The following is a 23,965-nucleotide window of genomic DNA, read 5'->3' on the forward strand; positions in this document are numbered from 1 at the left end:
TACCACGGTAGGAGACGGTGTCCGGCCACGGCATGATGGCCGGCCACGGTTCGGGCCACTACCATGATGCAGTGCTACGCCCGATCACGGAATACCTGAAGGCTCGGCTGCGCAAGCGGCTCGAGCTCGTTCCGCTCGGGTTCTCGCCGATCTTCGGGATCACCATCGATGTCGCGATGGTGTTGATCGTGGCGGTGGCCACCCTGCAGCGGCCGTCCGCCGACCTGCTGGTGTGTGTGCTGGCGATCGTGGTCGCCTGTTCACCGGATGTGGTGCTGTTCTTCTCCGGAATCAGCTTCAAGGCGTCGATCATCTGGACCGTCACCATGGTCAGCACTGCGATCTTCCTGTTCGGCACCGCTACCCCGATCCCGTGGGATTTCGCGCCGCTGCTGCTCACCTTGGGGGTGGGCACCGCGGTCGCGCTGAGCCCGGTGCTCGTCGGGGTGTGGGCTGCCGGATCGGCTGCCGCACTGTTGATCCTGGCCGCCCAGCTGCACAACCTGGACGGCCTGGTGCTGTACTTGCCGATCCTCGGCATGGGCTGGCTGGTCGGCCTGCTGATGCGGGTCCAACAGCAGCTGATCGTCAAGCAGCACGAAGCGCAGGTCGCGCTGGCCGAACACGCCGCGGCCGATGAACGCCGTCGGATCGCCCGCGAGGTGCACGATGTGATCGCGCACTCGTTGAGCATCACGCTGCTGCATCTGACCGGCGCGCGTCGCGAGTTGCAGGTGGACGGTGACTCCGCGGAGGCCGTCGAGTCGCTGCAGCAGGCCGAACAGCTGGGCCGACAGGCGATGGCCGACATCCGGCGCACGGTGGGGCTGCTCGACGGCGGACCGATGGGCACCAACCCGGAACCCGGGATCGACGACATCGCCGGTCTGGTCGAAGACTTCCGGCGCGCCGGCCTGGACGTCGATCTGCGGGTCAACGGCCCGACCAGCACCGTGTCCGCAGCCGTCGGCCTGGCGCTGTACCGGATCACCCAGGAGTCGCTGGCCAATGTGGCCAAGCACGCATCCGATATGAAATGTGCGGTCCGCGTGCTCATCTCGACCAAGGCGGCCACGGTGACGGTGATCAACCGGTGCCCGGCGGCGGTGCGGGTGGCCGGTGAAGTCAAGGGCCGGGGCGTGCCGGGCATGCAGCAGCGGGTGGAGTTGCTCGACGGAACCATCGAGGCCGGTCCGAACGACGGTCACTGGCAGGTACGGGCGTCCATCCCGCTCGACGAACCGACCGGGTTCCGGCCGCCCTGGTGCAGGGAGTGAGCATGGACGACGACGAAGTGCACGTGCTGCTGGTCGACGATCAGGACCTGGTGCGCTCCGGGTTGCGACGGATCCTGCGCCGGCGGGACGGCTTCGTCATCGTCGACGAGTGCGCCGACGGTGACGAAGTGCCTGACGCGGTGGCCCGCAGCAAACCCGATGTGGTGGTGATGGATCTGCGGATGAAGCGGGTCGACGGCATCGAGGCCACCCGCCGACTGGTCGACGCCGGCGGGCCGCCGGTGTTGGCGCTGACCACCTTCAACGAGGACGACCTGCTGTCCGGGGTATTGCGGGCCGGCGCATCGGGTTTCGTGCTGAAGGACTCATCGGCCGAAGAGTTGATCCGCGCGGTGCACGCCGTTGCGCGCGGAGATTCCTTCTTGGACCCGGCGGTCACCTCCCGGGTGCTCAACACCTACCGGCAGGCTCCGCCGGCGCTGCCGGTGGACACCGTAGCGGAGTTGACCGCTCGCGAGCTGGAGGTGCTGCGCCTGATTGCCAAGGGGCACTCCAACTCTGAGATCGCCGCCGAGTTGTTCATTTCCGAGGTGACGGTCAAGAGTCACATCGGCCGGATCTTCGGCAAGCTTGATCTGCGCGACCGTTCGGCTGCGATCGTCTACGCCTACGACCACGGCCTGGCGGTACCGCGCTGACGCTGTGCGGGGTGCAGTCTCGGCGGCCCGGGACGTCGGACTTGCGGCTACTCGCCGATGTCGCCGACAGTGGCGCGCAGCGAAGCCCGGCCGTCGGCGAGGTGGTAGGTCACCCCGACGATCGCCAGCGTGCCCTGGTCGATCTTCTCCTTGATCACCGTGGACCGGGCCACCAATTGGGTTCCGGTCTCGATCACGTGGCGGGCCTCGAACTCGTCGATCGTGCTCAGACCGTCCCGGCGGCCGAGCAAAATCGAGGAGGTGACCCGCTCGACCACGTCGCGCACGTAGCCGGTCTGCAGCTCGCCGTTGTCCAGCGCGTCCACCGCCGCCGAGACCGCGCCGCAACTGTCGTGGCCGAGCACCACGATCAGCGGCACGTCGAGCAGCGACACGGCGTACTCCACCGAGCCCAAGACGGCCGAATCGATGACGTGACCAGCCGTGCGGACCACGAACATGTCGCCCAGGCCCTGGTCGAAGATGATCTCGGCGGCCACCCGGCTGTCACCGCAACCGAACACCACCGCGGTCGGTTTCTGCGAGGACGCCAGGCTGCTGCGGTGGGCGATGCTCTGGCTGGGATGCAGTGGTTTGCCCGCGACGAAGCGCTCGTTACCCTCCTTGAGTGCCTTCCATGCGGTTACTGGGCTGGTATTCGGCATACCCGACATTGTGCACCCAACCCCCGAGGGTGGCGCGGTGAGGTTCCCCGCCGCGCCGCTGCTGGCTTGGTTCGACCAGGCCGGCCGCGACCTGCCGTGGCGACATCCCGAGACCAGCGCGTGGCAGATCATGGTCAGCGAATTCATGCTGCAGCAGACCCCGGTGGCCCGGGTGCTGCCGATCTGGCTGGACTGGGTCGACCGCTGGCCGACACCGTCGGCCACCGCGGCGGCCAGTGCCGCCGACGTGCTGCGGGCCTGGGGAAAGCTGGGCTACCCACGCCGAGCCAAGCGGCTACACGAATGCGCCCAGGTACTGGCCACCGAGTACGGCGACACCGTGCCCGACGACGTCGAGACCCTGTTGACCCTGCCGGGGGTCGGCAGCTACACCGCCCGCGCGATCGCCTGTTTCGCCTATCAGCAATCGGTGCCGGTGGTGGACACCAACGTTCGCCGTGTGGTGGCCCGTGCCGTGCATGGTCGCGCCGAGGCCGGCGCGCCGTCGAAGCGCGATGAGTCCGAGGTGGCCGCGCTGCTGCCCGACGACGACAGCGCGCCTCGCTTCTCGGCCGCACTGATGGAGTTGGGCGCTATCGTCTGCACCGCCCGGTCACCGAAATGTGGTGTCTGCCCGCTGGATTCGTGTGCATGGCGGGCGGCCGGGCATCCCCCTGCAACCGCACCTGCGAAGCGGACCCAGAAGTACGCGGGTACCGACCGGCAGGTGCGGGGCCGGTTGCTCGACGTGCTGCGCGGCAGGCCCGGTCCGGTCAGCCGCGCCGAACTCGACGTGGCCTGGCTCTCGGATACCGCGCAGCGTGACCGCGCGCTGCACTCCCTGCTGGTCGACGGGTTGGTGGAGCAGACCGATGACGGTCGCTTTGCGTTGTGCGGCGAGGGTGGGCGTTAAGCCGTTACCTCACACACGTTTTCGCAGTAGAAGCTGCGGCGGTAATCCGACGGGGTGACCCCGACGATCCGGCGGAAGTGGTGGCGCAACAACGTCGCGCTGCCGAATCCGCAGCGGTCGGCGATGCGGTCGATGTCGAGGTCGGACTCTTCGAGCAGTCGGCGCGCGTAGAGCACCCGCTGATCGGTCACCCACTGCATCGGGGTGGTGCCGGTCTCCTCCACGAAACGGCGGGCAAAGGTCCGCGCCGACATGTTGGCCTGGCGGGCCAACGAGGCCACGGTGTGCACCCGGTGCAAGTTGCCCAAGATCCAATCGAGTTGCGGGGCAAAGCCTTCCGAGCAGCGAATCGGGACCGGCTGATTGATGTACTGACGTTGGCCGCCGTCGCGCTGCGGGGCGACCACCATCCGCCGGGCGATCGCATTGGTCACCGCGCTACCCAACTCGCGGCGCACCAGATGCAGACAGGCGTCGATACCCGCGGCGGTGCCGGCGCTGGTGATCAGGTTGCCGTCGTCCACGAACAGCACGTTGCGGTCGACCTTGGCGGTGGGGTGCCGGCGCGCCAGTTCGTCGGCGTACATCCAGTGCGTGGTGCAGGCGCGGCCGTCGAGCAGACCAGCGGCGCCGGCCAGGAAGGCACCTGAGCACACGGTCAAGATGATCGATCCGGCGTCGGCGGCGGCACGCACCGCATCCAGCGCCTGCTGCGGGTAGTGCCCGATGCCGGCGATCGCCGGGACGGCCACCAGGTCGGCACCGGCCAGTCCGCTCAGATCGTGGTCGGGTGTCACGCTGGCGCCGACCGTCATCCGGACCGGCTCACCGGCCTGCAGACCGCAGACCTTGAAGTCGAGCTTCGGCACCCCGTCGGCGGAGCGGTCGATACCGAAGACTTCGCAGACCACGCCGAACTCGAAGGGCGCCAGTCCGTCGAGCGCCAGTGTCGCCACCTTCGAAAGCATGGCAGCATTTTATCTCGGGAGCCCAGAATGCCAGGTCAGGTCAGGTCAGGCCGGACAGGAAATCTTCTACGGCCTGCCGGTAGATCTCCGGGGCGTCGTCGTGCACGAGATGCCCGGCGCCCGGCACCTGCAGATAACTGGTCCGGAACCCGATCTCATGCATCCGGCTCATCTGCCCGGGTGGCGCCACCGAATTACCCGCCTCGATCAACAGGGTCGGGACCCGCACCGCCGACCACTGCTCCCAGTAGGCCCGCCGTCCCCATTCCGCGGCGATCTCCACCCAGCGGGTCATCGACCCGTGCAGCCGCCAGCCGGTGCAGGTGCGGTCGAGAGCCTCCAGGAAGTAGCGCCCGGCCACCGGACCGAACTCGGCCAGCACCGCTGCCTCGCCGTCGAACTCCACCGGCAGTGAGTGCAGCCACGGTTCCCACGGGCCAGTGGTGCGACCGCGGAAATCCGGTGCCATGTCCTCCACCACCAGCGCGCTCACCAGCTCGGGCCGGTGCGCTGCCAGACACCACGAGTGCAGCCCACCCATGGAGTGCCCGATCAGTACGGCCGGCTCGCCCAGCTGCGCAACGGCCGCGCCGAGTTGGTCGACGAAGTATTCGGTGCTGATCGGGTGCGGGTCGTCGACGTCGCGACCGCGGTGCCACGGCGCGTCGTAGGTGTAGACCGACCCGTGCGCCGCAAGCCACGGCACCTGGCGCGACCAGGTGCTGCCGCGCCCCATCAGGCCGTGCACCAGTACCAGCGGTCGCCCACTCCCGGCTTGAAAGGTCAACGGTTCGATAGCCATGCCGAAGCGGTAGCCTAGCTGCATGGCTGTGGTGAAGATCAACGCAATCGAGGTCCCCAAGCAAGCTGGTCCGGAGTTGGAGAAGCGGTTCGCCAACCGCGCCCACTCGGTCGACGACCAGCCGGGCTTCCTCGGCTTCCAGCTGCTGCGCCCGGTGAAGGGCGAGGACCGCTACTTCGTCGTGACGCAGTGGGAGTCCGACGAGGCGTTCCAGGCCTGGGCCTCCGGTCGGGCCGCCGATGCCCACAAGAGTGAGCACGCCAACCCCGTCGCTACCGGCGCCTCGCTGCTGGAATTCGAAGTCGTGCTCGACGTGGTGGCCTCCGACGCCAAGAAGGACTGACGTTTCGCGACGGCTGTCGGCGCTGCTGAGCAGCGCGGTCTTACTGATCGGTGCAACCGGCACCGGCCTGGTTTCCGGCTGCGCGCAGACCAGTGCGCCGGCGCAAGCGGGTCTGGGCGGGGAGCAGATCTCCACTGACACCGCCCAGGGTGTGCGTGCCAAGCAGGTCGTGGAGATGCTCAACTCCGACTGGCCGATCGGCACCCACGGCGTGCAGACGCTGACCACTCCGGACGCGGTCGAATACGTCAACGACATCATGACCGGCATGTGGTACGAGCGGCCCTACCGAGTCGAAGGTGTCGACATCATGGCCGGTGAGGCCGAACTGCACCTGGTGAGCTCCTACGGCGCCAAGCAGAGCGTCTTCTTGCGGATCGATGACGAGACCCTGGTCGATCAGTTCATCCTGACCACGCAGCCGCCGGAGATCCGGGACTGGCCCGATGTCGATGCCGCGCTGAGCGCGTCCGGCGCCCGCTACTCGTATCAGGTGTCCAAGATCGTCGACGGCACCTGCGAACCGCTGGCCGGCAGCAACACCTCGACGCCGCTGCCGCTGGCTTCGATCTTCAAGCTGTACGTGCTGTACGCGGTCGGGCAGGCCGCCAAGGCCGGCACATTGTCCTGGGACGACCCGCTGACCATCCGCGACGAGGACAAGTCGCTGATCTCGCCGGCCTTCGACGACCTGCCGGACGGCAGCATCATCTCGGTGCGCGACGCCGCCGTGCAGATGATCGCGGCCAGCGACAACTTGGCCACCGACCTGCTGATCGAACGGGTCGGCACCCGCGCCGTCGAACAGGCCCTCGCCGACGCCGGCCACCACGACCCGGCCAGCATGACGCCGTTCCCCACCATGCACCAGTTGTTCTCGATCGGCTGGGGCAAACCCGACCTGCGCGAGCAGTGGCGCAACGGCGACCATGCCGAACGGGTTCGGCTACTCGAAGATGCCGGCGCCCGGCCGCTGGAACCGGCCCAGGAACGCGCGCATGAGCCGGCCTCGGCCTACGGCATCGAGTGGTACGGCACCGCCGAGGACATCTGCCGTGCGCACGCCGCGATCCAGCGCGCGGCCACCGGCGCCGCCGCACCGATGCGGGACGCGATGTCGGAGAACGCCGGCGTCGACCTGGATCGCGCCCAGTGGCCCTACATCGGCGCCAAGGCCGGTAACCTGCCCGGCGAGTTGACGTTCAGCTGGTATGTGGTCGACCGCGGTGGACAGCCCTGGGTGCTCAGCATGCAGACCAACTGGGACCGCTACCACGGCAAGAACGCCGCCGGCTGGCTGATGTCGATCATCGAGCAGATGTTCGTACTGATCCCGACCACCGGCTGACCGACCCGCTCAGTTCCGCAGCGTCCAGGCCGGTCCCCGGTGATGCAGCGAAATCTGGTTCAGCGGGGTTATGTCGATGCGCCAGAATGATTCTGGCGGCGCATCGAGGGTCACCAGGATCGCGGCTCGCAGCACCGCGGGGTGGCTGACCGCGGTGCAGCGCCCGCCGGCGTCGGCCACCGCGTCCAGCCAACCGCGCACCCGCTCGATCAGCGCGACGATGGATTCGCCGCCATGCGGCGCCGCGGCCGGGTCGGTCAACCAGCGCGCGAGCAGGTCGGGTTGGACGCCGTCGAGCGGCGCGCCGCGCCAGCTTCCCAGGTCGAGGTCGGCCAGTTGCGGCCACACTTCGGCGGACAGCCCGAGCAGTTCGGCGGTCTGACGGGCCCGCAGCTCGGGTCCGCACAGCGCCGTGGCGGCCCGCTCGACCGTCTCGCCCGCGAGTTCCCGCGCGGCACCGACCTGTCGTCGTCCCAGCGCGCTGACCGGCTCGTCACCGGGAAACCGTCCGGCCGACATGGCCTCGGTCATCGCGTGCGAGACCAACGTCAGCCGGACGACCTCGCTCAGGTCAGCTGCTCCTGCCGCTTACCGTCGAGCAGTCGGGATGCCAGCACCCCGAATACCAGTCCGATGGTCGCCCAGATGATCACCTGGGTGCCGAGGGTGAACAATCGGAACTCATAGAGATCGGTCGCCGGGAAGCCCTCGAACACGATGTTGCCGGCGTCGTCGCGCAGCGGTCCGGGGATCTCGTCGATGGTCGGCATGAGCAGGAACACCACGCCCATCGAGACGATGTAGTCCGCGGCGCCGAGCAGCGCAGCGTTCCATGTCCCGAAGCGCGGAGCCAGCCGTCGGGCCAACAACACCGACCCGATGAACAGCCCGGCCGAGAGCGCCACCAGCAGCAGATACAGCAGGGTGCGCTGCGTGATGGTCTCGTCCACACTGGTCGCCGGCGGGCTCGGCGGGTACTTCAGCGCCGGCACGATCCACAACGAGACCAGCATGCCGCCGGCCACCAGCGCCGCCAGCGCCCGCGCCGAGAGGTTGGTCCGGCCGTAGACCACGCAGAACACCACGGCGAACAACGCGCCCAGCGCGACGCTGAACGCCAGCACACCCAACCCCATACCGACGTTGGACTGCACGGCGCGGGTGAACAGTTCACCGCCCTCGCCATGACTGTGACCGCCGCCGGCGTGCGACTCCAGGGCTTCGTGGGCCGCCGAGGTGCCGTCCTCGAAGTCGATGGCCCGGGCGATGATCGGCTCGATGAAGATCTTCGACCAGACGAATGCGAACACACCTGCCAGGGCGCCGGCCAGAATGCCGCGCCAAATGATTTGTCTTTCCATCAGTGGCAGGGGAAACCGAGGAGGTGGCGGGCGTCATGCACGAATTCGTGGATGTACATGCTGTCGCCGAACACCGAGGTGGCGCCCTGATCCACCCCGACGAAGTACAGCACCAGCAGGGCGAGGAACGCTGTGCCGGACAGCCAGGCGACGGACTTGGTGGCCGACAGGTCGACGGCGCCAGCGCGGCTGGGATGTGCCTGTGCTGAAGTCATGTGGTGGACCTTTCTGGGATTACGCGTCCCACTCTCAGGGCGACGGGTCCCGGGTCTGACTATGGACAGTGGCGCGACCGTTCTGGATTTTCACCAGATTCCGCGGCCCGTCGGTACCCGAGTATCTTAGCCAGTCCCGCCCGGCGTCCGCGAGATCATCCGGACACTCCCCGCACACTCTGTGCAACCAGGGCACACCAGCGAGCAGTTTCGCGTGCACTCCCCGCACACTCTGTGCAACCAGGGCACACCTGAAGGCAGTTCATGTGCCGCAAACGCCGAGAAGCCGCCCAAACCTGGTTTGGGCGGCTTCCGACGGTGCGCGTTATTCGGCTGCGGCAGTCGATCCGGCACCCGAGGCGCCGGCACCGGCGAGGTCGGGCTCGCTGGCCGCCGACTTCTGGGCTCCGCTGAAGGTGAACCGGGCGTCTTCGCCGGCACCCTCGCCGTCCCAGTTCTCGACGTCGACCGTGACGACCTGTCCCGGACCGACCTCCTCGAACAGGATCTTCTCCGACAGCTGGTCCTCGATCTCGCGCTGGATGGTCCGGCGCAGTGGCCGGGCACCGAGCACCGGATCGAAGCCACGCTTGGCCAGCAGGGCCTTGGCCTTGTCGGTCAGCTCCATGGCCATGTCCTTGGCCTTGAGCTGGTTTCCGACCCGGCCGACCATCAGGTCGACCATCTGGATGATCTCGTCCTGCGTCAGCTGGTGGAACACGATGATGTCATCGATGCGGTTGAGGAACTCCGGGCGGAAGTGCTTCTTGAGCTCGTCGTTGACCTTGAGCTTCATCCGCTCGTAGTTGTTCTCGCCACCACCCTGGGTGAAGCCCAGCCCGACGGCCTTGCTGATGTCGGAGGTACCCAGGTTCGAGGTGAAGATCAACACGGTGTTCTTGAAGTCGACCGTGCGACCCTGACCGTCGGTGAGGCGGCCGTCCTCGAGCACCTGCAACAGCGTGTTGTAGATCTCCTGGTGGGCCTTCTCGATCTCGTCGAACAGCACCACCGAGAACGGCTTGCGCCGCACCTTCTCGGTGAGCTGACCGCCCTCTTCGTAGCCGACGTACCCCGGCGGGGCACCGAACAGCCGCGAAGCGGTGAACCGGTCGTGGAACTCGCCCATGTCGATCTGGATCAACGCGTCGTCGTCGCCGAACAGGAACTCGGCCAGCGCCTTGGACAGCTCGGTCTTACCGACACCGGACGGGCCGGCGAAGATGAACGAGCCGGACGGCCGCTTGGGATCCTTCAGGCCTGCCCGGGTACGCCGGATGGCCTTGGAGACCGCGGCGACCGCATCCTTTTGGCCGATGATCCGCTTGTGCAGCTCGTCTTCCATGCGCAGCAGCCGAGTGGTTTCCTCCTCGGTGAGCTTGAACACCGGGATGCCGGTCCAGTTGCCCAGCACCTCGGCGATCTGTTCGTCGTCGACCTCGGCGACCACGTCGAGGTCACCCGAGCGCCACTGCTTCTCCCGCTCGGCGCGTTGGGCGACCAGCTGCTTTTCCTTGTCGCGCAGGTTGGCGGCCTTCTCGAAGTCCTGCGCGTCGATCGCGGACTCCTTCTCCCGGCGGGCGTCGGCGATCTTCTCGTCGAACTCGCGCAGGTCCGGCGGCGCGGTCATCCGGCGGATCCGCATCCGGGCCCCGGCCTCGTCGATCAGGTCGATCGCCTTGTCCGGCAGGAACCGGTCGTTGATGTAGCGGTCAGCCAGGGTGGCCGCGGCCACCAACGCACCGTCGGTGATCGAGACGCGGTGGTGCGCCTCGTACCGGTCCCGCAGGCCCTTGAGGATCTCGATGGTGTGCTCGACGGTGGGCTCGCCGACCTGCACCGGCTGGAACCGGCGCTCCAGGGCGGCGTCCTTCTCGATGTACTTGCGGTACTCGTCGAGCGTGGTGGCACCGATGGTCTGCAGTTCCCCGCGAGCCAGCTTGGGCTTGAGGATGCTGGCGGCGTCGATCGCGCCCTCGGCGGCACCGGCACCCACCAGGGTGTGCAGCTCGTCGATGAACAGGATGATGTCGCCGCGGGTGTTGATCTCCTTGAGCACCTTCTTCAGGCGTTCCTCGAAGTCACCGCGGTAACGGCTGCCGGCCACCAGCGAACCCAGGTCCAGCGTGTACAGCTGCTTGTCCTTGAGCGTCTCGGGCACCTCGCCGTGCACGATGGCCTGCGCCAGGCCCTCCACGACCGCGGTCTTGCCGACGCCGGGCTCACCGATCAGCACCGGGTTGTTCTTGGTGCGCCGGCTCAGCACCTGCATGACCCGCTCGATTTCCTTCTCCCGGCCGATGACCGGGTCCAGCTTGCCTTCCATGGCGGCAGCGGTCAGGTTGCGGCCGAACTGGTCGAGCACCAGCGAGGTGGACGGGTTGCCGGACTCGCCGCCGCGGCCGCCGGTACCGGCCTCCGCGGTTTCCTTGCCCTGATAGCCGCTCAGCAACTGGATCACCTGTTGCCGCACCCGGGTCAGCTCAGCACCCAGCTTCACCAGAACCTGGGCGGCGACGCCCTCGCCCTCGCGGATCAGGCCGAGCAGGATGTGCTCGGTACCGATGTAGTTGTGGCCGAGCTGCAGCGCCTCGCGCAGGCTCAGCTCCAGCACCTTCTTGGCCCGCGGCGTGAACGGGATGTGGCCGGACGGCGCCTGCTGGCCCTGGCCGATGATCTCCTCGACCTGGCTGCGCACGCCCTCCAGCGAAATACCCAACGACTCCAGGGACTTCGCCGCCACGCCTTCACCCTCGTGGATGAGTCCCAGCAGGATGTGCTCGGTACCGATGTAATTGTGGTTGAGCATGCGGGCCTCTTCTTGGGCCAGCACGACAACCCGACGGGCACGGTCGGTGAATCTTTCGAACATCCGTGGTTACCTGCTCTCTATCGCTTTCGGGCCTGCGCACCGAAGTGCACACAGCACCTGCCGTCCACTGTAGTGGGCGGGGCCTACCGGTGCCTTACCTTGGTGCCCCAACCAATGTGAACGCATCACAGCAACGACGAGGAAGGACCAAACGTTTCCGGTTGTGGTCCAGGTTGGCTTCGCCGGTAGCGAAAGTCAGCTGAGTTGTCGTCCGATGCCGTCATTCGGACCCGTGCGAGCCGGCGATTCGGCGACTACTTGGCCGCCGTTTCGGCCGCCGGTGGCGCAGGCCAGGTAACCATTCGGCCGCTGATCGGCGCCTACTTGGCCGCGTGGAAGGCCTCGATCACGTCGGCCGGGATCCGTCCCCGGGTCGACACGTTGTGACCGTTGCGACGCGCCCATTCCCGGATGGCGGCGCTCTGCTCACGGTCGATCGCGCCGCGACCGCGGCTCGAACTCGCCCGACCACGCCGACGGCCGCCGACCCGGCGTCCGGCTTCGACCCATTTCTTCAGATCGGAACGCAGTTTCGCCGCATTCTTGGTGGAAAGGTCGATCTCGTAGGTGACACCGTCGAGTCCGAATTCCACAGTTTCGTCAGCAGCGGCCTCACCGTCGAAATCGTCTACCAACGTGACGGTTACTTTTCTCGCCATTAGTGAAATGACCCTTCTGCATCGGGCTCGAAGTCGAGGATTGGCGGATCGTAAACTCCATCCGCGAACACCAATGTGCCACACTATTCGGTGGCTTTCAACAACGACGAGATCAGTGCAGTTCAGTTGCCGTGTCTACGCACAATCGGGAACAAAACCGTCTCCCGAATTGACAACCCGGTCAATGCCATCAACAAGCGATCGACACCCATTCCGGTACCAGTGGTCGGTGGCATCGCATGTTCCATCGCCGCCAGGAAATCCTCGTCGAGTTGCATCGCCTCGTCGTCACCGGCCGCGGCCGCCTTGGCCTGGGCCGCGAACCGTTCCCGTTGCACCACCGGATCGATCAGTTCGGAATAGCCGGTGGCCAACTCGAACCCGCGCACGTACAGGTCCCACTTCTCGACCACACCGTCGATGCTGCGGTGCTGACGTACCAACGGGCTGGTCTCCACCGGGAAGTCCTTGACGAATGCCGGCGTCCACAGCGTTTCGCCGACGGTGTGTTCCCACAGTTCCTCGACCAATTTCCCGTGTCCATAACCACGGTCGCGCGGAACTTCCAAACCGAGTCGATCGGCAATGCCGAACAGATACTCGGCCGAGGTGTCCGGCGTGATCTCTTCGCCCAGCGCTTCGGAGAGCGACGGATACATTTCGATCATCGGCCATTCGCCGCCAAGGTCGTAGCTGCTGCCGTCGGGTAGCGTGACCTGCCGCGTGCCGAGCGCCTCTTCGGAGACCTCTTGAATGAGTTCACGGGTCACGGTCGCAGAATCGTGATAGTCGCCGTAGGCCTGATAAGTCTCGAGCATCGAGAATTCGGGTGAATGCGTGGAATCGGCGCCTTCGTTTCGGAAGTTCCGATTCAGCTCGAAAACCTTGTCCAAACCACCGACCACACAGCGTTTCAAGAACAGTTCCGGGGCGATACGCAGATACAAGTCGGCGTCGAGGGCGTTGGAGTGCGTGACGAACGGCCGGGCTGCTGCACCGCCGGGCTGAACCTGCAGCATCGGCGTCTCGACCTCGAGGAAGCCGCGCCGTTCCATTCCGCTCCGGACCGCACGGACCACCGCGATCCGGGTCCGAGCGATGTCACGGGCGGCCGGGCGCACGATCAGGTCGACGTAGCGCTGCCGGACCCGGGTTTCCTCGCTCATCTCCTTGTGCGCGACCGGCAGCGGGCGCAATGCCTTGGACGCCATCTGCCAGGAGTCCGCGAGTACCGACAGTTCACCGCGCCGCGAGCTGATCACCTCGCCGTGCACGAAGACGATGTCGCCCAGGTCGACGTCGGCCTTCCAGTCGTCCAGAGCCTGCTGCCCGACACCCGCCAGGCTGATCATCGCCTGCAACTGGGTTCCGTCGCCGTCCTGCAGCGTGGCAAAGCACAACTTGCCCGAGTTGCGAGCGAACACCACCCGGCCCGCGACGCCGACGATCTCGCCGGTTTGGGTGTCGGCGGACAAGTCGGGGTGGGCGGCGCGCACTTCGGCCAGGGTGTGGGTGCGGGGGACGCCGACCGGGTACGGTTCGCGGCCGTCGGCCAACAGCCGTTCCCGCTTGCTCTGCCGGATCCGGAATTGCTCGGGCAGGTCAGGGCCGGTCAGATCCGGGTTCTCAGCAGCGCTCACAGGCTGCCAGCTTAAATGACCGCGCGACCCCAGCCGTCCACCGCGTCGGGCTGCACCACCTGACCGAAGTCGAGTTTGATGATTTGGTCGGCGCAGTGGAAGTACCGGTCGTCGTGCGTGATGACGATGACGGTCTTACCGCGCTTGGCCAGACCCGGGATGATCTCGGTGTAGAACACCTCCCGGAACCGGGGTTCCTGGTCGGCCGCCCACTCATCGAACACGTAGATGGCGCGGTCCTCGAGCAGCGCGGTCAACAGGGCCAACCGTTTGCGTTGGCCCTGGGAGAGATCCAGCGTGGACAGCTTGCCGTCCTGCACGCTGACCTTGTGCGCGATCTGCAGCCGCTCCAGCAGCGAACGCACTTCGTCGTCCAGGCCGGGGCGGTCGAAACCCAGGTAGTCCTCGAACAGGTAGAAATCGGTGAACACCGCCGCGGCGTTCTGGCGCAACAATTCGACGTTGCCGGCCCCGACCCGGTGCCCGTTGATGCTGACCTGACCGGACTCGGGCGCGTAGAGCCCGGTGATCAACTTGGCCAGGGTCGACTTGCCGCTGCCGTTGCCGCCGACGACGAAGGTCACCTCACCGGGTTCGAAGACCAGGTCCAGCGGGCCGAGGTGGAACCCGGGGCCGGCCAGATGTCCCGGCGGCGGGCCGGGCGGCAACAACGGCGGTGGGCCGCCGGGTCCCATCCCCGGACCGGGCGGCGGCGGTCCGGCACCCGGGGGCGGGCCGGGTTCGCCGCGATAGGTGTACCCCACGCTGTCGAGCACCAGCCGCGCCCACGGCAGGCCGTACTGACCGTCGCGCTCGGGATGCACACCGGTGGGTGGGCCCTGGATGGACAGGTTCATCGCGCGGATCTTCGCCAACGCGACATCGCCGCGCAGCAACTCCGGGATGTGCTGCATGAAGCTCTGCATCGGCATCGCCAGGTACATGGTGACCAGCACGTAGCTGACCATCACGGGTCTGGGCACACCCATGGCCGAGGCCATCACGAACAGCACCAGCGCCATGGTGAGCAGCTGCATCACCCGGCCGTAGCCGTGCGCGACCGCGAATCCGCTGTCCGCCGCGACGTTTTGCCGCCGCAGGTCGGCCGCGGCACCGAGCAGGTGGCGCTGCAGGAAATCGTGGCGGCGGGCCGGGTGCAGTTTGAGTTCCTTGATGCCCAGGGTCATCGCCTGGAATGAACCCAGCAGCTCGTCCTCGTGCTCGCGGGCCTGCCGGTAGATCCGCCGGATCCGGCGCAGGAACAGCTCGACGCCCATGATGCCCAACGCAGTTCCGCCGACGGTGGCCGCAAAGATCGGCCCGGACAGGATGGCCAGGAACACCAGGCAGCCCACGATGGTGACCAGGTCGACGCACACGCTCGGGATCGCGCTGACCGACCGGGACAAGGTCCGGATGTCCTCGGTCAGCGTCACGATCAGCCGGTGCATGCCCAACCGTTCGAGATGCTCGAGCGGTGCAGCCAGCACCCCGGCGCTCAACTGCGCCCGCATCTGGAAGATCGCCTGCTGGGTCAGCCGGATCAGCAGCACCTGCGACAGCACGCTGCCGGTCAGGGCCAGCACCGCGGTCAACGCGAAATGTCTTGGGTCAGCGCCCCGGTCGAGCACGCTGCTGATCAAGGACAGCAGGTAGGTGTTGGCCACCCCGCTGACCAAACCGGCCAGCATCACCCCGATGATCCGCGCCGGGGACAGACCGAACAGGAATCGGATGAGTTTCACCGTCGTATGCCCCTTTCTCGGTCTCGGATCAGCGCTGGACGATATCGAAGAGCATGCCTTCCAGCGCCACACCGGGCCCGAAGGAGAACGCCACACCGGTGGCCAGGTCAGTGCTGGGATCCAGGCCAGCGACCGGGTCGAGCACCATCGACTGCAGTACGAACAGCAGTGAGACGCTGAGCAGGTTGCCGTACCGGCGCAGCATCTCCCAGCTCACCGGCGCAGCCCCGGCATCCAGGCCCAACGAGCGCACCGATTCGGAGATCACCTTGGGGCCGCCGGGATGCACCGCCCACAGGTCCACGTCGACGATCGAAAGGTCATGTCGCGCCAACATTTCAGTGACAGCGGGACGCACACCCCGGTAGATGTAGTCGGGCAGTTGCGCCGACAGCTCACACAAGATGCCGTTGTGGTTGACGCCCAGCACGATGCCGTCGGCGGCACCCTCGAACAGCCGGGTGAAGCTCTCCCGCACCACCACCTTGCCGGGTGCCAGCGGCTGCTGTACCGCTCCGGCACCGATCACGACGGCAGCGCAGCCGTCACCGAACAGGCTGTGCGTGATGATGTCGTTGATGTGTCCGGCGAACACGGCGTTGACCGAACACAGTTCCAGGCAGATCACCAGGGCCTTGCGGTCCGGGTTGGCCCGGACGTAATCGGTTGCGGTGCGGATGCCGTTCATCGCCGCCGCACATCCCATGAAGTTGACGACCAGCCGAGATACCGTGGGGGCCAAGCCCAATCCGTTGACCACGGCGACGTCGACCCCGGGCGCGATGAAACCGGTGCTGGTGACGAACACCAACAACCCGATGTCGTCGACGGCGTCGGGCACGGCCTCGACCGCGCGGCGCGCGGTGTCCAGCGCCAACGGCGCGCCGTGCTGGTAGAACAACTGCATGCGGTCGCGGATGTTGCCGGATCCGCTGCGCAGCCCGTCGAACGTCGGGTCGAGCGGATCGACGGCCAGATGCCGAGTCTCGATCCGGGTGTTCTGGTAGATCCGGGCGATTCGCCGGCGGGTCGCCTCGTCGTCGACCAGATTCAGAACCTGTGCGGCCGCATCGGTTTGGCTCACCACCTGGTCCGGGTTGCCGGTGGCGATGCTCTCGATCACCGCCACGCTGGTGGGCGGGCTCGGCGGCAGCGGTGAACTCAGCGCGCCGTCTTGCTGGTGTGCCAGCGTCGATTCACTGTGCACCGTCATCTCTTCCTAACCTCGCTCACACCGAACCGAATCCGAAACCGGCTTTGGCGTAGTTGAATCCGTCCTTCCAGGCAGTCCACGACAGATGCTCGCGCACTACCCCCCACTCATTCTCGCGTGCCTGCCGGGAGGGTGTGAGCAGATAATTGCGTACCAGCTTGGGCAGTCGATCGGTCAGGAAGCTCTTCGCGGGTAACCACGGCACCCCGAACTTGGCCGCTTCCTCGGCCACCATCTGCTCACAGGCGATGTTGGCGTAACCGCTGCGCTGGAATGGCAGTACGTGGTGCACCCGGTGCGAGCTGAGTCCGGCCGACAGGAAGCAATCCAGATAGCGGTTGCCGACCACCTTCAGGTCGTAGGACTCTTCGAGTTGGTGTACCGCCCAGTCCTTTTCCGCGATCTCGGTGGCACTCGGCGCTTCCTCCTCCATGTCGTGGCTGGCCACGATCAGGAATGTGCTGACCCACAGGGTCAGCACGAACTGCAGCGCCCAGACCCAGAAGTCACCGATCGCGATGAACACCACCAGTTCGGCGAGCAGCACGATCCGCACGATCGCCGAACCGGCGAAGTGCGCGATCGCGTTGCGCGCACTGCCGTACATCTCGTCGACACCCACCCGCCGGGTGATCCGGGCGACGTCGACGATCCGCCACGGCATGCCGGCCACCAGGTGACCGAATTTGTGCAGGGTGTGCACCGGGATGCGTAGCAGTCGCGGCAGCGACATCATCATGGTGAACACGTTGCGTTTGATGTCGACTTCACTTTGCATGTGCGGGTGATGCAGCATGATGTGGCCGTCGATGGTGACGAGGGTCAGCGCCACGTAGTTCATGTCGAAGGCGTTGGCCAGCAGCCGGTTTGAACCGCGTTGTTTGCGGTGCACGGCGTAGTGGCCGTAGCCGGCCAGGGAGCTGCGCAGCGCCACCATCGCGAGCACGAACACCGGTAGCGGTAGCCAACCGGTGCCCGTCACCCACACCGCCTGCACCGCGAAGTACGCCAGCGTCACCAGCAGCGCGACGATGTTGAACACTTTGTCCATCCGCGCGATCTTGGCTTTCATGGCCGGCTCCTTGAGCCGGGCCTTGATCTGGTGCAGCAGATCGGCCTTGTCGCCGAACGACGACCGCGGTGTGTCACGCCAGCTGTTGAAGTCCGGGGTGAACAGGAACGGCGGTGCGTTGTTCTTCGGGTGCACGTCTTCTGGGACCGCGGGCCGATCCAACGCGTAGCGTTCGAGCAGCTTCTCGATCCGGTCCGGGTCGACGTGGCACGAGCCCAAGATCGACGTGATGTCGCGGTTCTTGGAACGGCCGATGAAGTACGCCCCGCCGGGGTGCTTGGTGATCCAGTCGGTCAGATCGTAAGCGCGGCCCTTGTACACCCACACGTCGGGCATGGAGGGGCCACCCGGCGGGTGCGGCGGCAGCGGCCGCTCGTCAACCGCGGGCAGTTGGTCAGTCATGGCTCATTCAGTCGGATTCGGGATCTCAACGGGCTCAGCCCACTTCGACAGCGTGGCCTCGACGTTTCCGTCGCCCTTCTCGACCTTGATCCGGACCAGGTTGGGCCCGGTACCCGGAGATGCTTCTTCGGACGGACGGGTGGTGGTCGGTTCACCTTCCTTGGGCTGCACGTCGGCCACCCACACCGTGATCGGCAGGGTGCCGCCGTCGACGCCGAGGCGCGGCAGCACCGGGTCGATGACCTCGGCCGCGATGGTGCCGGACACCGCCACGGTCTGCACGTCGTTGATGATCACCGGATCGACGATCTCCGGATTCTGGATCGACCGCAGCACCTTGGGTAGGCCGATCTCGCGGTCCAGGATCACGCCCGGGTCGTAGATCTTCTCGGCCGGGCCCAGCGACTCGTACTTGCCGTCCTCACCCTTGGTGTAGAAGGTGCGGTTGTCGACGATGAATTCCTTGTGCTCGAAGTCCGCGCCCTCGAACGGACGGAACTCCGCCTCGCCGACCGAACGGCCGTTGCCCTGCGGCTGGTTGGTGACACCGGCCTGCACGCTGGACAGCGGGAAGTTCGGCACGTCGGTGGCCACCAGGTCGATGTGCAGCGACTGCAGCGTCTCGGTGGTACGCGCACTCTCCTCGAGCACCTGGGCCGGTTCACCGGCCGGTGCGGTCGGGCTGGGCACCGGGGTGGCGTCGCCGGCTGCGCGCGTGGTGGTCGTGGTGGTTTCTTCGGTGGTGGCGGTGGAGTCGCAACCCACCAGTGCCGCACCGAGCAGTCCGGCCAGCAGCGCGGTGGCCGCCACCGCCGTGCGGCTGCTTCGGCCGGCGCGGGGAATTGTCAGGGAGGTAACGCGTTCAGTCATGTTCAACCTTTGCTGGAGAGGGGATAACGTGACGGCGACTGGCCGAGCCGGTGGCGGTTGACACAGCCGGGTCTTGTTGGCAGCCCGTGGGGGCTAGCTGGCTTGCTGCGGATTCACAGTTGAATACGGGACCTATTCCGAGTTTTCGCAGGTGACAACCCATTCGGCCGTCCACTCCGGACTCATGTAGCCCCCTCTACGTCGTGCTGATGTGCTGCACAGCACGCTAACACCCCCCAGCGGGGTGTGCCTACAGAATCTTTACCCAGCGCAGCGACCCGGGTCGGATCAGCGTGCGATCTTTGCCCTACCGCGACCACCGTCGCGGTTTCGCTCAAACACCAACCGCAGACCGGTCAGGGTGAGGTGGCGATCGAACCGGGCCGCGGTGCGCAGTTCGGGCAGCAGCAGCGGAGCCGAATGACCGGTCGCAACCACCACCACATCGTCGTCGTCGAAACCGTCGACGTCCTCGCGGACCCGCGCGATCAACCCGTCCACCAACGCTGCGAAGCCGAAGACCGCGCCGGCCTGCATGCACTCGACGGTGTTCTTGCCGACCACCGAGCGGGGCCGGGTCAGTTCCACCCGGCGCAGCCCCGCCGAACGCGCCGCGGCGGCATCCGAAGACACCTGCACCCCGGGAGCGATCGCACCGCCGAGGAACTCCCCCTTGGCCGAAACCACATCGACGCAGATCGAAGATCCGAAGTCGACCACGATCGCCGGCGCCGAGAACTGGTGAAATGCCGCCAGCGCGTTGACGATCCGGTCGGCGCCGACCTCCTTGGGATTGTCCACCAGCAGCGGGATCCCGGTGCGCACACCCGGTTCGATCAGCACGTGCGGCACGCTCGGCCAGTACTGGTCGAGCATCACGCGCACCTCGTGCAGCACCGACGGCACGGTGGACAACGCCACCGCACCGGTCAGCAGTTCCGAGTCGTCGCCGATCAGGCCGTCGATGGTGAGCGCCAACTCGTCCGCGGTCACCTCGGGTTCGGTGCGGATCCGCCAGTGCTGCACCACTTTTGCGTGCTCGCCCGACCCGCTGAGCAAACCCACCACGGTGTGGGTGTTGCGAACGTCGACGGCTAGCAGCACTACCGCAAGCTCCGCGGCGAGATCAGCTCGCCGGCGTCGTCGGGCACATGTGCGGGGTCGTCGCCGAGGTCGATCTGGGTGTTGTCGGCGTCGACGAACACCACCCGGGGCCGATACTCGCGGGCCTCGGCGTCGTCCATCTGCGCGTAGGCGATCAGGATGACCAGGTCGCCGGGGTGCACCAAATGCGCTGCGGCACCGTTGATACCGATCACCCCGCTGCCGCGCTCACCGGTGATGGCGTAGGTGACCAGCCGGTTGCCGTTGTCGATGTCGACGATCGTGACCTGCTCGCCTTCCAACAGATCGGCGGCCTCCATCAGGTCGGCGTCGATGGTCACCGACCCTACGTAGTGCAGATCGGCGTGCGTGACGGTGGCACGGTGGATCTTCGACTTGAGCATGATCCGTTGCATCAGTTCCTCCGGGAATCCGGGGCGCCACCGAGTTCGACGCCGATGTTGTCAAGAAGGCGGGTGGTCCCGACCCGGGCTGCCACCAGCAGGCGTGCGGTACCGAACGCCGGTGCGGCATCCAGCCACGGCCCGCGCACCTCGAGGTAGTCGATCTCGATACCGGGCACCTCGTCGAGCACTGCGCGCGCCGCGGCCACCGCACCGGCCGCGTTGCCGGTGGCTGCGCCCACCCGCCCGGCGAGCAGCGCGGCGGACAGGAAGGCCGCCTGCGCGCGCTGTTCGGGATCCAGGTACCGGTTGCGCGAGGACATCGCCAGGCCGTCGGCCTCCCGCTCGATCGGTACCGCCACCACGCGCACCCCGACGTCGAGATCGTCGACCATCTGCCGGATCAACACCAGTTGCTGATAGTCCTTCTCGCCGAAGAACGCCCGATCCGGTCGGACGATGTGCAGCAGCTTGAGCACCACGGTGAGCATGCCGGCGAAGTGGGTGGGGCGCGCCGCACCCTCCAGTTCGGCGCCGAGCGGCCCGGGCTGCACCGTGCTGCGCGGGCCGTTCGGGTACATCGCGGCGGCGTTCGGCGTGAACGCGATGTCCACACCCGCGGCGCGCAGCGCGGCCAGGTCGGAATCCAGCGTGCGCGGATAGGCCTGCAGATCCTCACCGGCACCGAACTGCAGCGGGTTGACGAAGATCGAGACCACCACCACCGCGCCCGGGACCCGCTGCGCGGCGCGTACCAGGGCCAGGTGCCCGTCGTGCAGCGCACCCATGGTGGGCACCAACATGACCCGGCGGCCGCTGTGCCGCAGCGCGGTGCAGACCTCGGTGACCGCCGAGGGCTCGGTGTAGACGTTGAGGCGGCCGGTTTCGAACACCGGCGGGCGCGGCGCGCTCACCGGGCCAACACCTCGAGCACCTCGGCCGGTGCGTGCGCCCGCTGCGCGGTGCGCAGCGAGGCCGACCGGTACGCCTCGCCCAGGTCGGGGTCGACTTCGGCCAGCGCCCCCAGATGCCCGGCCACTGCGGCTGCGTCGCCGCGTGCGACCGGCCCGGTCAGCGCGGCTTGGCCGCGCTGCAGGGTGTTCTCCAGGGCAGCGCGGGCCAGCGGCGCGAGCACCCGCTCGGCCAGTCCGCCCGGGTGGTCGCCGATCAGTTCCTGGCCCAGCAGTTCCTGGCCGGACAGCGCCGCGCGCAGCGCCGCCAGCGCGTCGGCGATCACGGTGACCACGTGGTTGCTGCCGTGCGCGAGCGCGGCGTGATACAGCGTGCGCGCGTCCTCGCGTACCCGGAACGGCTCGCCGCCGATCTCCAGGACCAGCGATTGCGCTATCGCGTAGCCGATTTCGTCGGCGGCGGTGATGCCGAAGCAGGTGTCGCCGAGGCGGCTGATGTCTTCGTCGGCGCCGGTGAAAGTCATCGCGGGGTGGATCGCCAGCGGCACGCAGCCCTGCTCGGTCAGCGGCGCCAACACCGCGATTCCGTTGGTCCCGGAGGTGTGCACCACGATGGTGCCCGGCCGCACCGCACCGGTCTGCGCCAGGCCGTTGACCAGCGAGGCCAACTCGCTGTCGGGTACCGCCAGGATCAGCAACTCGGACTGCGCAGCCACCTCGTGCACGGGTCGCACCGGGGTATCCGGCAACCGCTGCGCGGCGCGGCGCAGCGAGGCGTTGGAGACGCCGCTGCAGGCCACGACGACGTGCTCGGCGCGTTCCAGCGCCACGCCAAGTGCGGTGCCCACCCGGCCGGCGGAGATCAACCCCACCTTGAGCCGAGCGGGAGGTAATCCCGCCACGGACACCGCGGGGGAACGTTCCGACTGCACCATCGCAGACGATCCTCGAGATTCTCTTCGTACGTTCCAGTCCCGCGCTGCGGGTACCGGACGGTCACCAGGACTTTACCGGAAACCCGGCTCAGTCTTCACGTCGGCGGCGTCGACCGCCGCCGCCGCTGGGTGCTTGCAGCCGGGCCAGCAACTCGGCCACCGACTGCCCGCCGGTGCTTTCACCTGCGGCTTCTTCATCGGCGCTGCGGTGCCGGGCGCTCGGCTCGGACGCTGCGCGACGGCGTCTCTGGGGTGCCGGGGAAGGTGGCGGCTCGGGTGCGCCAGGACGCGGCGGTTCGGCCACCGGGTCCACCCCGGAGTAGTGCCGTGCGCGGCGGCCGGTCCCCGGCTCGGCCGGTGCGACGGCCGCGGCGGCCTGCCCGGCCTCGGCTTGGGCGGCGGCTGCGGCTTCGGCGGCGGCGCGCCGGGCGGCCCGTCGACCGGTGCCGGGCGGGATGGTCGTCGCCTCGGACTGGGCGTGCCGGCCCCGAGGAGGTTCCGCGGCGGGCGGCTCGGCCGGTGGTTCCGGGGTAGCTGCGGCCGGCTCGGCCGGCGGGCGTTCCACGGGCGGTTCGGGCGCCGGTGTCGGGGTGGCCGCGGGCGGGGGCGGCGCAGCCCAACTCGGGGTCGGCGGGGCCTGGGCCGACGGGGCCTGGGTCGACGGGGACGGCGGAGCCGGTGGTGCCCACGCGGGCCGGGGCGCAGGTTCGGGCTGCCACTCCCAACCGCGCGGTTCCGGCCGCGATTCGGGTTGCGGTTCAGCCTCGGGCACCGGCGGCGCGGGCCGCCGGGGCTGCGGGGTCGGCGGCGGTGGCGCCTCGCGACGCGGTTGCGGGGCGGGCGGCACCGGGGAGATCAGGCTGGTTTCCTCGGCGGCGCGCCGGTGCGATCCGCGGTGATCGGCGCGGGGCCGGGTTTCGGTCGCGCGCGGCGGAGCTGGCGGCGGGGTCGGCGGCGGTGGTGGTTCTTCGGGGACGTCGATGATCGGGGACTCGTTGGTCCGGGTCGTATCGTCGTCACGCACCACGGTGATCCGACTGCTGGCCACCCGGCCCGGACGCTCCGGCGTTGCCGACACCCATTCTCGTTGCGGCCGTTCGGCTTCCAGGGCCGGACGGTGATCGAGGTCGGCGTCGAACAGGATCTCCAGATTGGTCCGCAGCGCGGCCAGCTCGGCGCGCAGCGCAGCCACCTCGTCGGCCGCCTGGGCCCGCAGTTCGGAGGCCAGCTCACGGCGCAAATGCGTCTCGACGGTCAGTTCGTACTCGCGGCGGGCCGAGATCTCACGATCGAGTTGCAGGTCGTAGACCATCTTCAGATCGCGCACCTTGGCTTGGTCGGCGTCACTCTGTCGGCGGTAGATGACCGACACGAACGCGGCGACGACGGCGGCCCACAGCGCCAGGATCACCGCGAGCTTCAGCAACTCGACGCGGTTGGTGAACACCAGCGCTGAACTGGCCGCAATCGCCAGGACCAGCATCACCGTCAAGAGCAGCCATCCCGGCCTGCGGCCGCTGCGCCGCGCCCGGGCGCCGCGGGACAGAACGGTCATGGCAGCTGACTGTACCCGCGCGTACTGGGTCC

At 67.6% G+C, this 23,965-nt stretch carries 23 protein-coding genes; 5 read left to right on the plus strand and 18 right to left on the minus strand.

The features are described from left to right. The first annotated feature begins 71 nt into the window (after positions 1-71). Both AC5Y3P_RS06520 and AC5Y3P_RS06525 read left to right on the plus strand, forming a co-directional pair. A complete protein-coding gene (locus AC5Y3P_RS06520) occupies positions 72-1,277 on the plus strand; it encodes a sensor histidine kinase (RefSeq protein WP_500045081.1) in 1,206 nt (401 codons plus the stop codon). Positions 1,278-1,279: 2 nt separating this feature from the next. Next, positions 1,280-1,936, plus strand: coding sequence for a response regulator (locus AC5Y3P_RS06525; protein ID WP_500045082.1), 657 nt, complete (start codon positions 1,280-1,282; stop codon positions 1,934-1,936). A gap of 47 nt (positions 1,937-1,983) precedes the next feature. Here the strand turns inward: AC5Y3P_RS06525 and AC5Y3P_RS06530 are convergent, their stop codons facing one another. Further along, positions 1,984-2,601, minus strand: coding sequence for a carbonic anhydrase (locus AC5Y3P_RS06530; protein ID WP_500045083.1), 618 nt, complete (start codon positions 2,599-2,601; stop codon positions 1,984-1,986). A gap of 37 nt (positions 2,602-2,638) precedes the next feature. Here AC5Y3P_RS06530 and AC5Y3P_RS06535 point away from each other — a divergent pair, with 37 nt between their 5' ends. Further along, positions 2,639-3,514: an iron-sulfur binding domain-containing protein gene (locus AC5Y3P_RS06535; RefSeq protein WP_500045084.1), complete on the plus strand. Its 876-nt coding sequence runs from the start codon at positions 2,639-2,641 to the stop codon at positions 3,512-3,514. Here AC5Y3P_RS06535 and AC5Y3P_RS06540 read toward each other — a convergent pair. Then, a complete protein-coding gene (locus AC5Y3P_RS06540) occupies positions 3,511-4,482 on the minus strand; it encodes a helix-turn-helix domain-containing protein (RefSeq protein WP_500045085.1) in 972 nt (323 codons plus the stop codon). The genes AC5Y3P_RS06535 and AC5Y3P_RS06540 overlap by 4 nt on opposite strands. Before the next feature lie 40 nt (positions 4,483-4,522). Further along, positions 4,523-5,284 carry an alpha/beta fold hydrolase gene (locus tag AC5Y3P_RS06545; RefSeq protein WP_500045086.1) on the minus strand — a complete coding sequence of 254 codons (762 nt, stop codon included), beginning with the start codon at positions 5,282-5,284 and terminating at the stop codon, positions 4,523-4,525. Positions 5,285-5,306: 22 nt separating this feature from the next. On the opposite strand from AC5Y3P_RS06545, the gene mhuD reads away from it, so the two are divergent. Both mhuD and AC5Y3P_RS06555 read left to right on the plus strand, forming a co-directional pair. Next, positions 5,307-5,627 carry a mycobilin-forming heme oxygenase MhuD gene (gene mhuD, locus AC5Y3P_RS06550; protein ID WP_500045087.1) on the plus strand — a complete coding sequence of 107 codons (321 nt, stop codon included), beginning with the start codon at positions 5,307-5,309 and terminating at the stop codon, positions 5,625-5,627. A gap of 13 nt (positions 5,628-5,640) precedes the next feature. Further along, positions 5,641-6,975: a serine hydrolase gene (locus tag AC5Y3P_RS06555; protein ID WP_500045185.1), complete on the plus strand. Its 1,335-nt coding sequence runs from the start codon at positions 5,641-5,643 to the stop codon at positions 6,973-6,975. A 9-nt stretch (positions 6,976-6,984) separates the two neighbouring features. Here the strand turns inward: AC5Y3P_RS06555 and AC5Y3P_RS06560 are convergent, their stop codons facing one another. The 15 genes from AC5Y3P_RS06560 to AC5Y3P_RS06630 all read right to left on the minus strand — a co-directional run bounded on the left by AC5Y3P_RS06560 (position 6,985) and on the right by AC5Y3P_RS06630 (position 23,933). Next, positions 6,985-7,545 carry a histidine phosphatase family protein gene (locus tag AC5Y3P_RS06560; RefSeq protein WP_500045186.1) on the minus strand — a complete coding sequence of 187 codons (561 nt, stop codon included), beginning with the start codon at positions 7,543-7,545 and terminating at the stop codon, positions 6,985-6,987. Further along, positions 7,542-8,336, minus strand: a complete 795-nt coding sequence (locus tag AC5Y3P_RS06565; RefSeq protein WP_500045088.1) for a CbtA family protein — start codon at positions 8,334-8,336, stop codon at positions 7,542-7,544. The genes AC5Y3P_RS06560 and AC5Y3P_RS06565 overlap by 4 nt, the downstream gene beginning before the upstream one ends. Continuing rightward, entirely contained in the window at positions 8,336-8,551 is a 216-nt protein-coding gene (locus tag AC5Y3P_RS06570) for a CbtB domain-containing protein (RefSeq protein ID WP_500045089.1), read from the minus strand. The genes AC5Y3P_RS06565 and AC5Y3P_RS06570 overlap by 1 nt, the downstream gene beginning before the upstream one ends. Positions 8,552-8,876: 325 nt before the next feature. After that, positions 8,877-11,423: an ATP-dependent protease ATP-binding subunit ClpC gene (gene clpC1 / locus AC5Y3P_RS06575; protein WP_500045090.1), complete on the minus strand. Its 2,547-nt coding sequence runs from the start codon at positions 11,421-11,423 to the stop codon at positions 8,877-8,879. A 320-nt stretch (positions 11,424-11,743) separates the two neighbouring features. Then, entirely contained in the window at positions 11,744-12,082 is a 339-nt protein-coding gene (gene lsr2, locus AC5Y3P_RS06580; protein WP_500045091.1) for a histone-like nucleoid-structuring protein Lsr2, read from the minus strand. A 122-nt stretch (positions 12,083-12,204) separates the two neighbouring features. After that, entirely contained in the window at positions 12,205-13,698 is a 1,494-nt protein-coding gene (gene lysS / locus AC5Y3P_RS06585; RefSeq protein WP_500045187.1) for a lysine--tRNA ligase, read from the minus strand. Positions 13,699-13,733: 35 nt separating this feature from the next. After that, positions 13,734-15,467, minus strand: a complete 1,734-nt coding sequence (locus AC5Y3P_RS06590) for an ATP-binding cassette domain-containing protein (protein WP_500045092.1) — start codon at positions 15,465-15,467, stop codon at positions 13,734-13,736. A gap of 28 nt (positions 15,468-15,495) precedes the next feature. After that, positions 15,496-16,680: a type III polyketide synthase gene (locus tag AC5Y3P_RS06595; RefSeq protein WP_500045093.1), complete on the minus strand. Its 1,185-nt coding sequence runs from the start codon at positions 16,678-16,680 to the stop codon at positions 15,496-15,498. A gap of 16 nt (positions 16,681-16,696) precedes the next feature. Next, a complete protein-coding gene (locus tag AC5Y3P_RS06600; RefSeq protein ID WP_500045094.1) occupies positions 16,697-18,154 on the minus strand; it encodes a fatty acid desaturase in 1,458 nt (485 codons plus the stop codon). Between the two features lie 3 nt (positions 18,155-18,157). Further along, positions 18,158-19,024, minus strand: a complete 867-nt coding sequence (locus AC5Y3P_RS06605) for an LppX_LprAFG lipoprotein (protein WP_500045095.1) — start codon at positions 19,022-19,024, stop codon at positions 18,158-18,160. Positions 19,025-19,312: 288 nt separating this feature from the next. Further along, a complete protein-coding gene (locus AC5Y3P_RS06610) occupies positions 19,313-20,128 on the minus strand; it encodes a type III pantothenate kinase (RefSeq protein ID WP_500045096.1) in 816 nt (271 codons plus the stop codon). Then, complete coding sequence (gene panD / locus AC5Y3P_RS06615; RefSeq protein WP_500045097.1) at positions 20,128-20,544, minus strand: aspartate 1-decarboxylase; 417 nt, start codon at positions 20,542-20,544, stop codon at positions 20,128-20,130. The genes AC5Y3P_RS06610 and panD overlap by 1 nt, the downstream gene beginning before the upstream one ends. Then, positions 20,544-21,446 (minus strand): pantoate--beta-alanine ligase, encoded by a 903-nt coding sequence (gene panC, locus AC5Y3P_RS06620; protein ID WP_500045098.1) that lies wholly within the window; start codon positions 21,444-21,446, stop codon positions 20,544-20,546. The genes panD and panC overlap by 1 nt, the downstream gene beginning before the upstream one ends. Continuing rightward, positions 21,443-22,378, minus strand: coding sequence for a Rossmann-like and DUF2520 domain-containing protein (locus AC5Y3P_RS06625; RefSeq protein ID WP_500045099.1), 936 nt, complete (start codon positions 22,376-22,378; stop codon positions 21,443-21,445). Before AC5Y3P_RS06625 ends, panC begins: the two co-directional genes overlap by 4 nt. An 88-nt stretch (positions 22,379-22,466) precedes the next feature. Then, positions 22,467-23,933, minus strand: coding sequence for a DUF6779 domain-containing protein (locus tag AC5Y3P_RS06630; RefSeq protein WP_500045100.1), 1,467 nt, complete (start codon positions 23,931-23,933; stop codon positions 22,467-22,469). Positions 23,934-23,965 lie beyond the last annotated feature (32 nt).

The organism is Mycobacterium sp. NGS45 (assembly GCF_059812645.1).

Excerpts from the sequence above, each read along its gene's own strand:
- AC5Y3P_RS06565 (WP_500045088.1), bottom strand. The coding sequence starts at position 8,336 with ATGGAAAGACAAATCATTTGGCGCGGCATTCTGGCCGGCGCCCTGGCA.
- AC5Y3P_RS06630 (WP_500045100.1), bottom strand. The coding sequence starts at position 23,933 with ATGACCGTTCTGTCCCGCGGCGCCCGGGCGCGGCGCAGCGGCCGCAGG.
- AC5Y3P_RS06605 (WP_500045095.1), bottom strand. The coding sequence starts at position 19,024 with ATGACTGAACGCGTTACCTCCCTGACAATTCCCCGCGCCGGCCGAAGC.
- AC5Y3P_RS06600 (WP_500045094.1), bottom strand. The coding sequence starts at position 18,154 with ATGACTGACCAACTGCCCGCGGTTGACGAGCGGCCGCTGCCGCCGCAC.
- AC5Y3P_RS06545 (WP_500045086.1), bottom strand. The coding sequence starts at position 5,284 with ATGGCTATCGAACCGTTGACCTTTCAAGCCGGGAGTGGGCGACCGCTG.
- AC5Y3P_RS06525 (WP_500045082.1), top strand. The coding sequence starts at position 1,280 with ATGGACGACGACGAAGTGCACGTGCTGCTGGTCGACGATCAGGACCTG.
- AC5Y3P_RS06530 (WP_500045083.1), bottom strand. The coding sequence starts at position 2,601 with ATGCCGAATACCAGCCCAGTAACCGCATGGAAGGCACTCAAGGAGGGT.
- lsr2 (WP_500045091.1), bottom strand. The coding sequence starts at position 12,082 with ATGGCGAGAAAAGTAACCGTCACGTTGGTAGACGATTTCGACGGTGAG.
- panD (WP_500045097.1), bottom strand. The coding sequence starts at position 20,544 with ATGCAACGGATCATGCTCAAGTCGAAGATCCACCGTGCCACCGTCACG.
- AC5Y3P_RS06595 (WP_500045093.1), bottom strand. The coding sequence starts at position 16,680 with ATGACGGTGCACAGTGAATCGACGCTGGCACACCAGCAAGACGGCGCG.
- AC5Y3P_RS06625 (WP_500045099.1), bottom strand. The coding sequence starts at position 22,378 with ATGGTGCAGTCGGAACGTTCCCCCGCGGTGTCCGTGGCGGGATTACCT.
- mhuD (WP_500045087.1), top strand. The coding sequence starts at position 5,307 with ATGGCTGTGGTGAAGATCAACGCAATCGAGGTCCCCAAGCAAGCTGGT.
- clpC1 (WP_500045090.1), bottom strand. The coding sequence starts at position 11,423 with ATGTTCGAAAGATTCACCGACCGTGCCCGTCGGGTTGTCGTGCTGGCC.
- AC5Y3P_RS06570 (WP_500045089.1), bottom strand. The coding sequence starts at position 8,551 with ATGACTTCAGCACAGGCACATCCCAGCCGCGCTGGCGCCGTCGACCTG.
- AC5Y3P_RS06540 (WP_500045085.1), bottom strand. The coding sequence starts at position 4,482 with ATGCTTTCGAAGGTGGCGACACTGGCGCTCGACGGACTGGCGCCCTTC.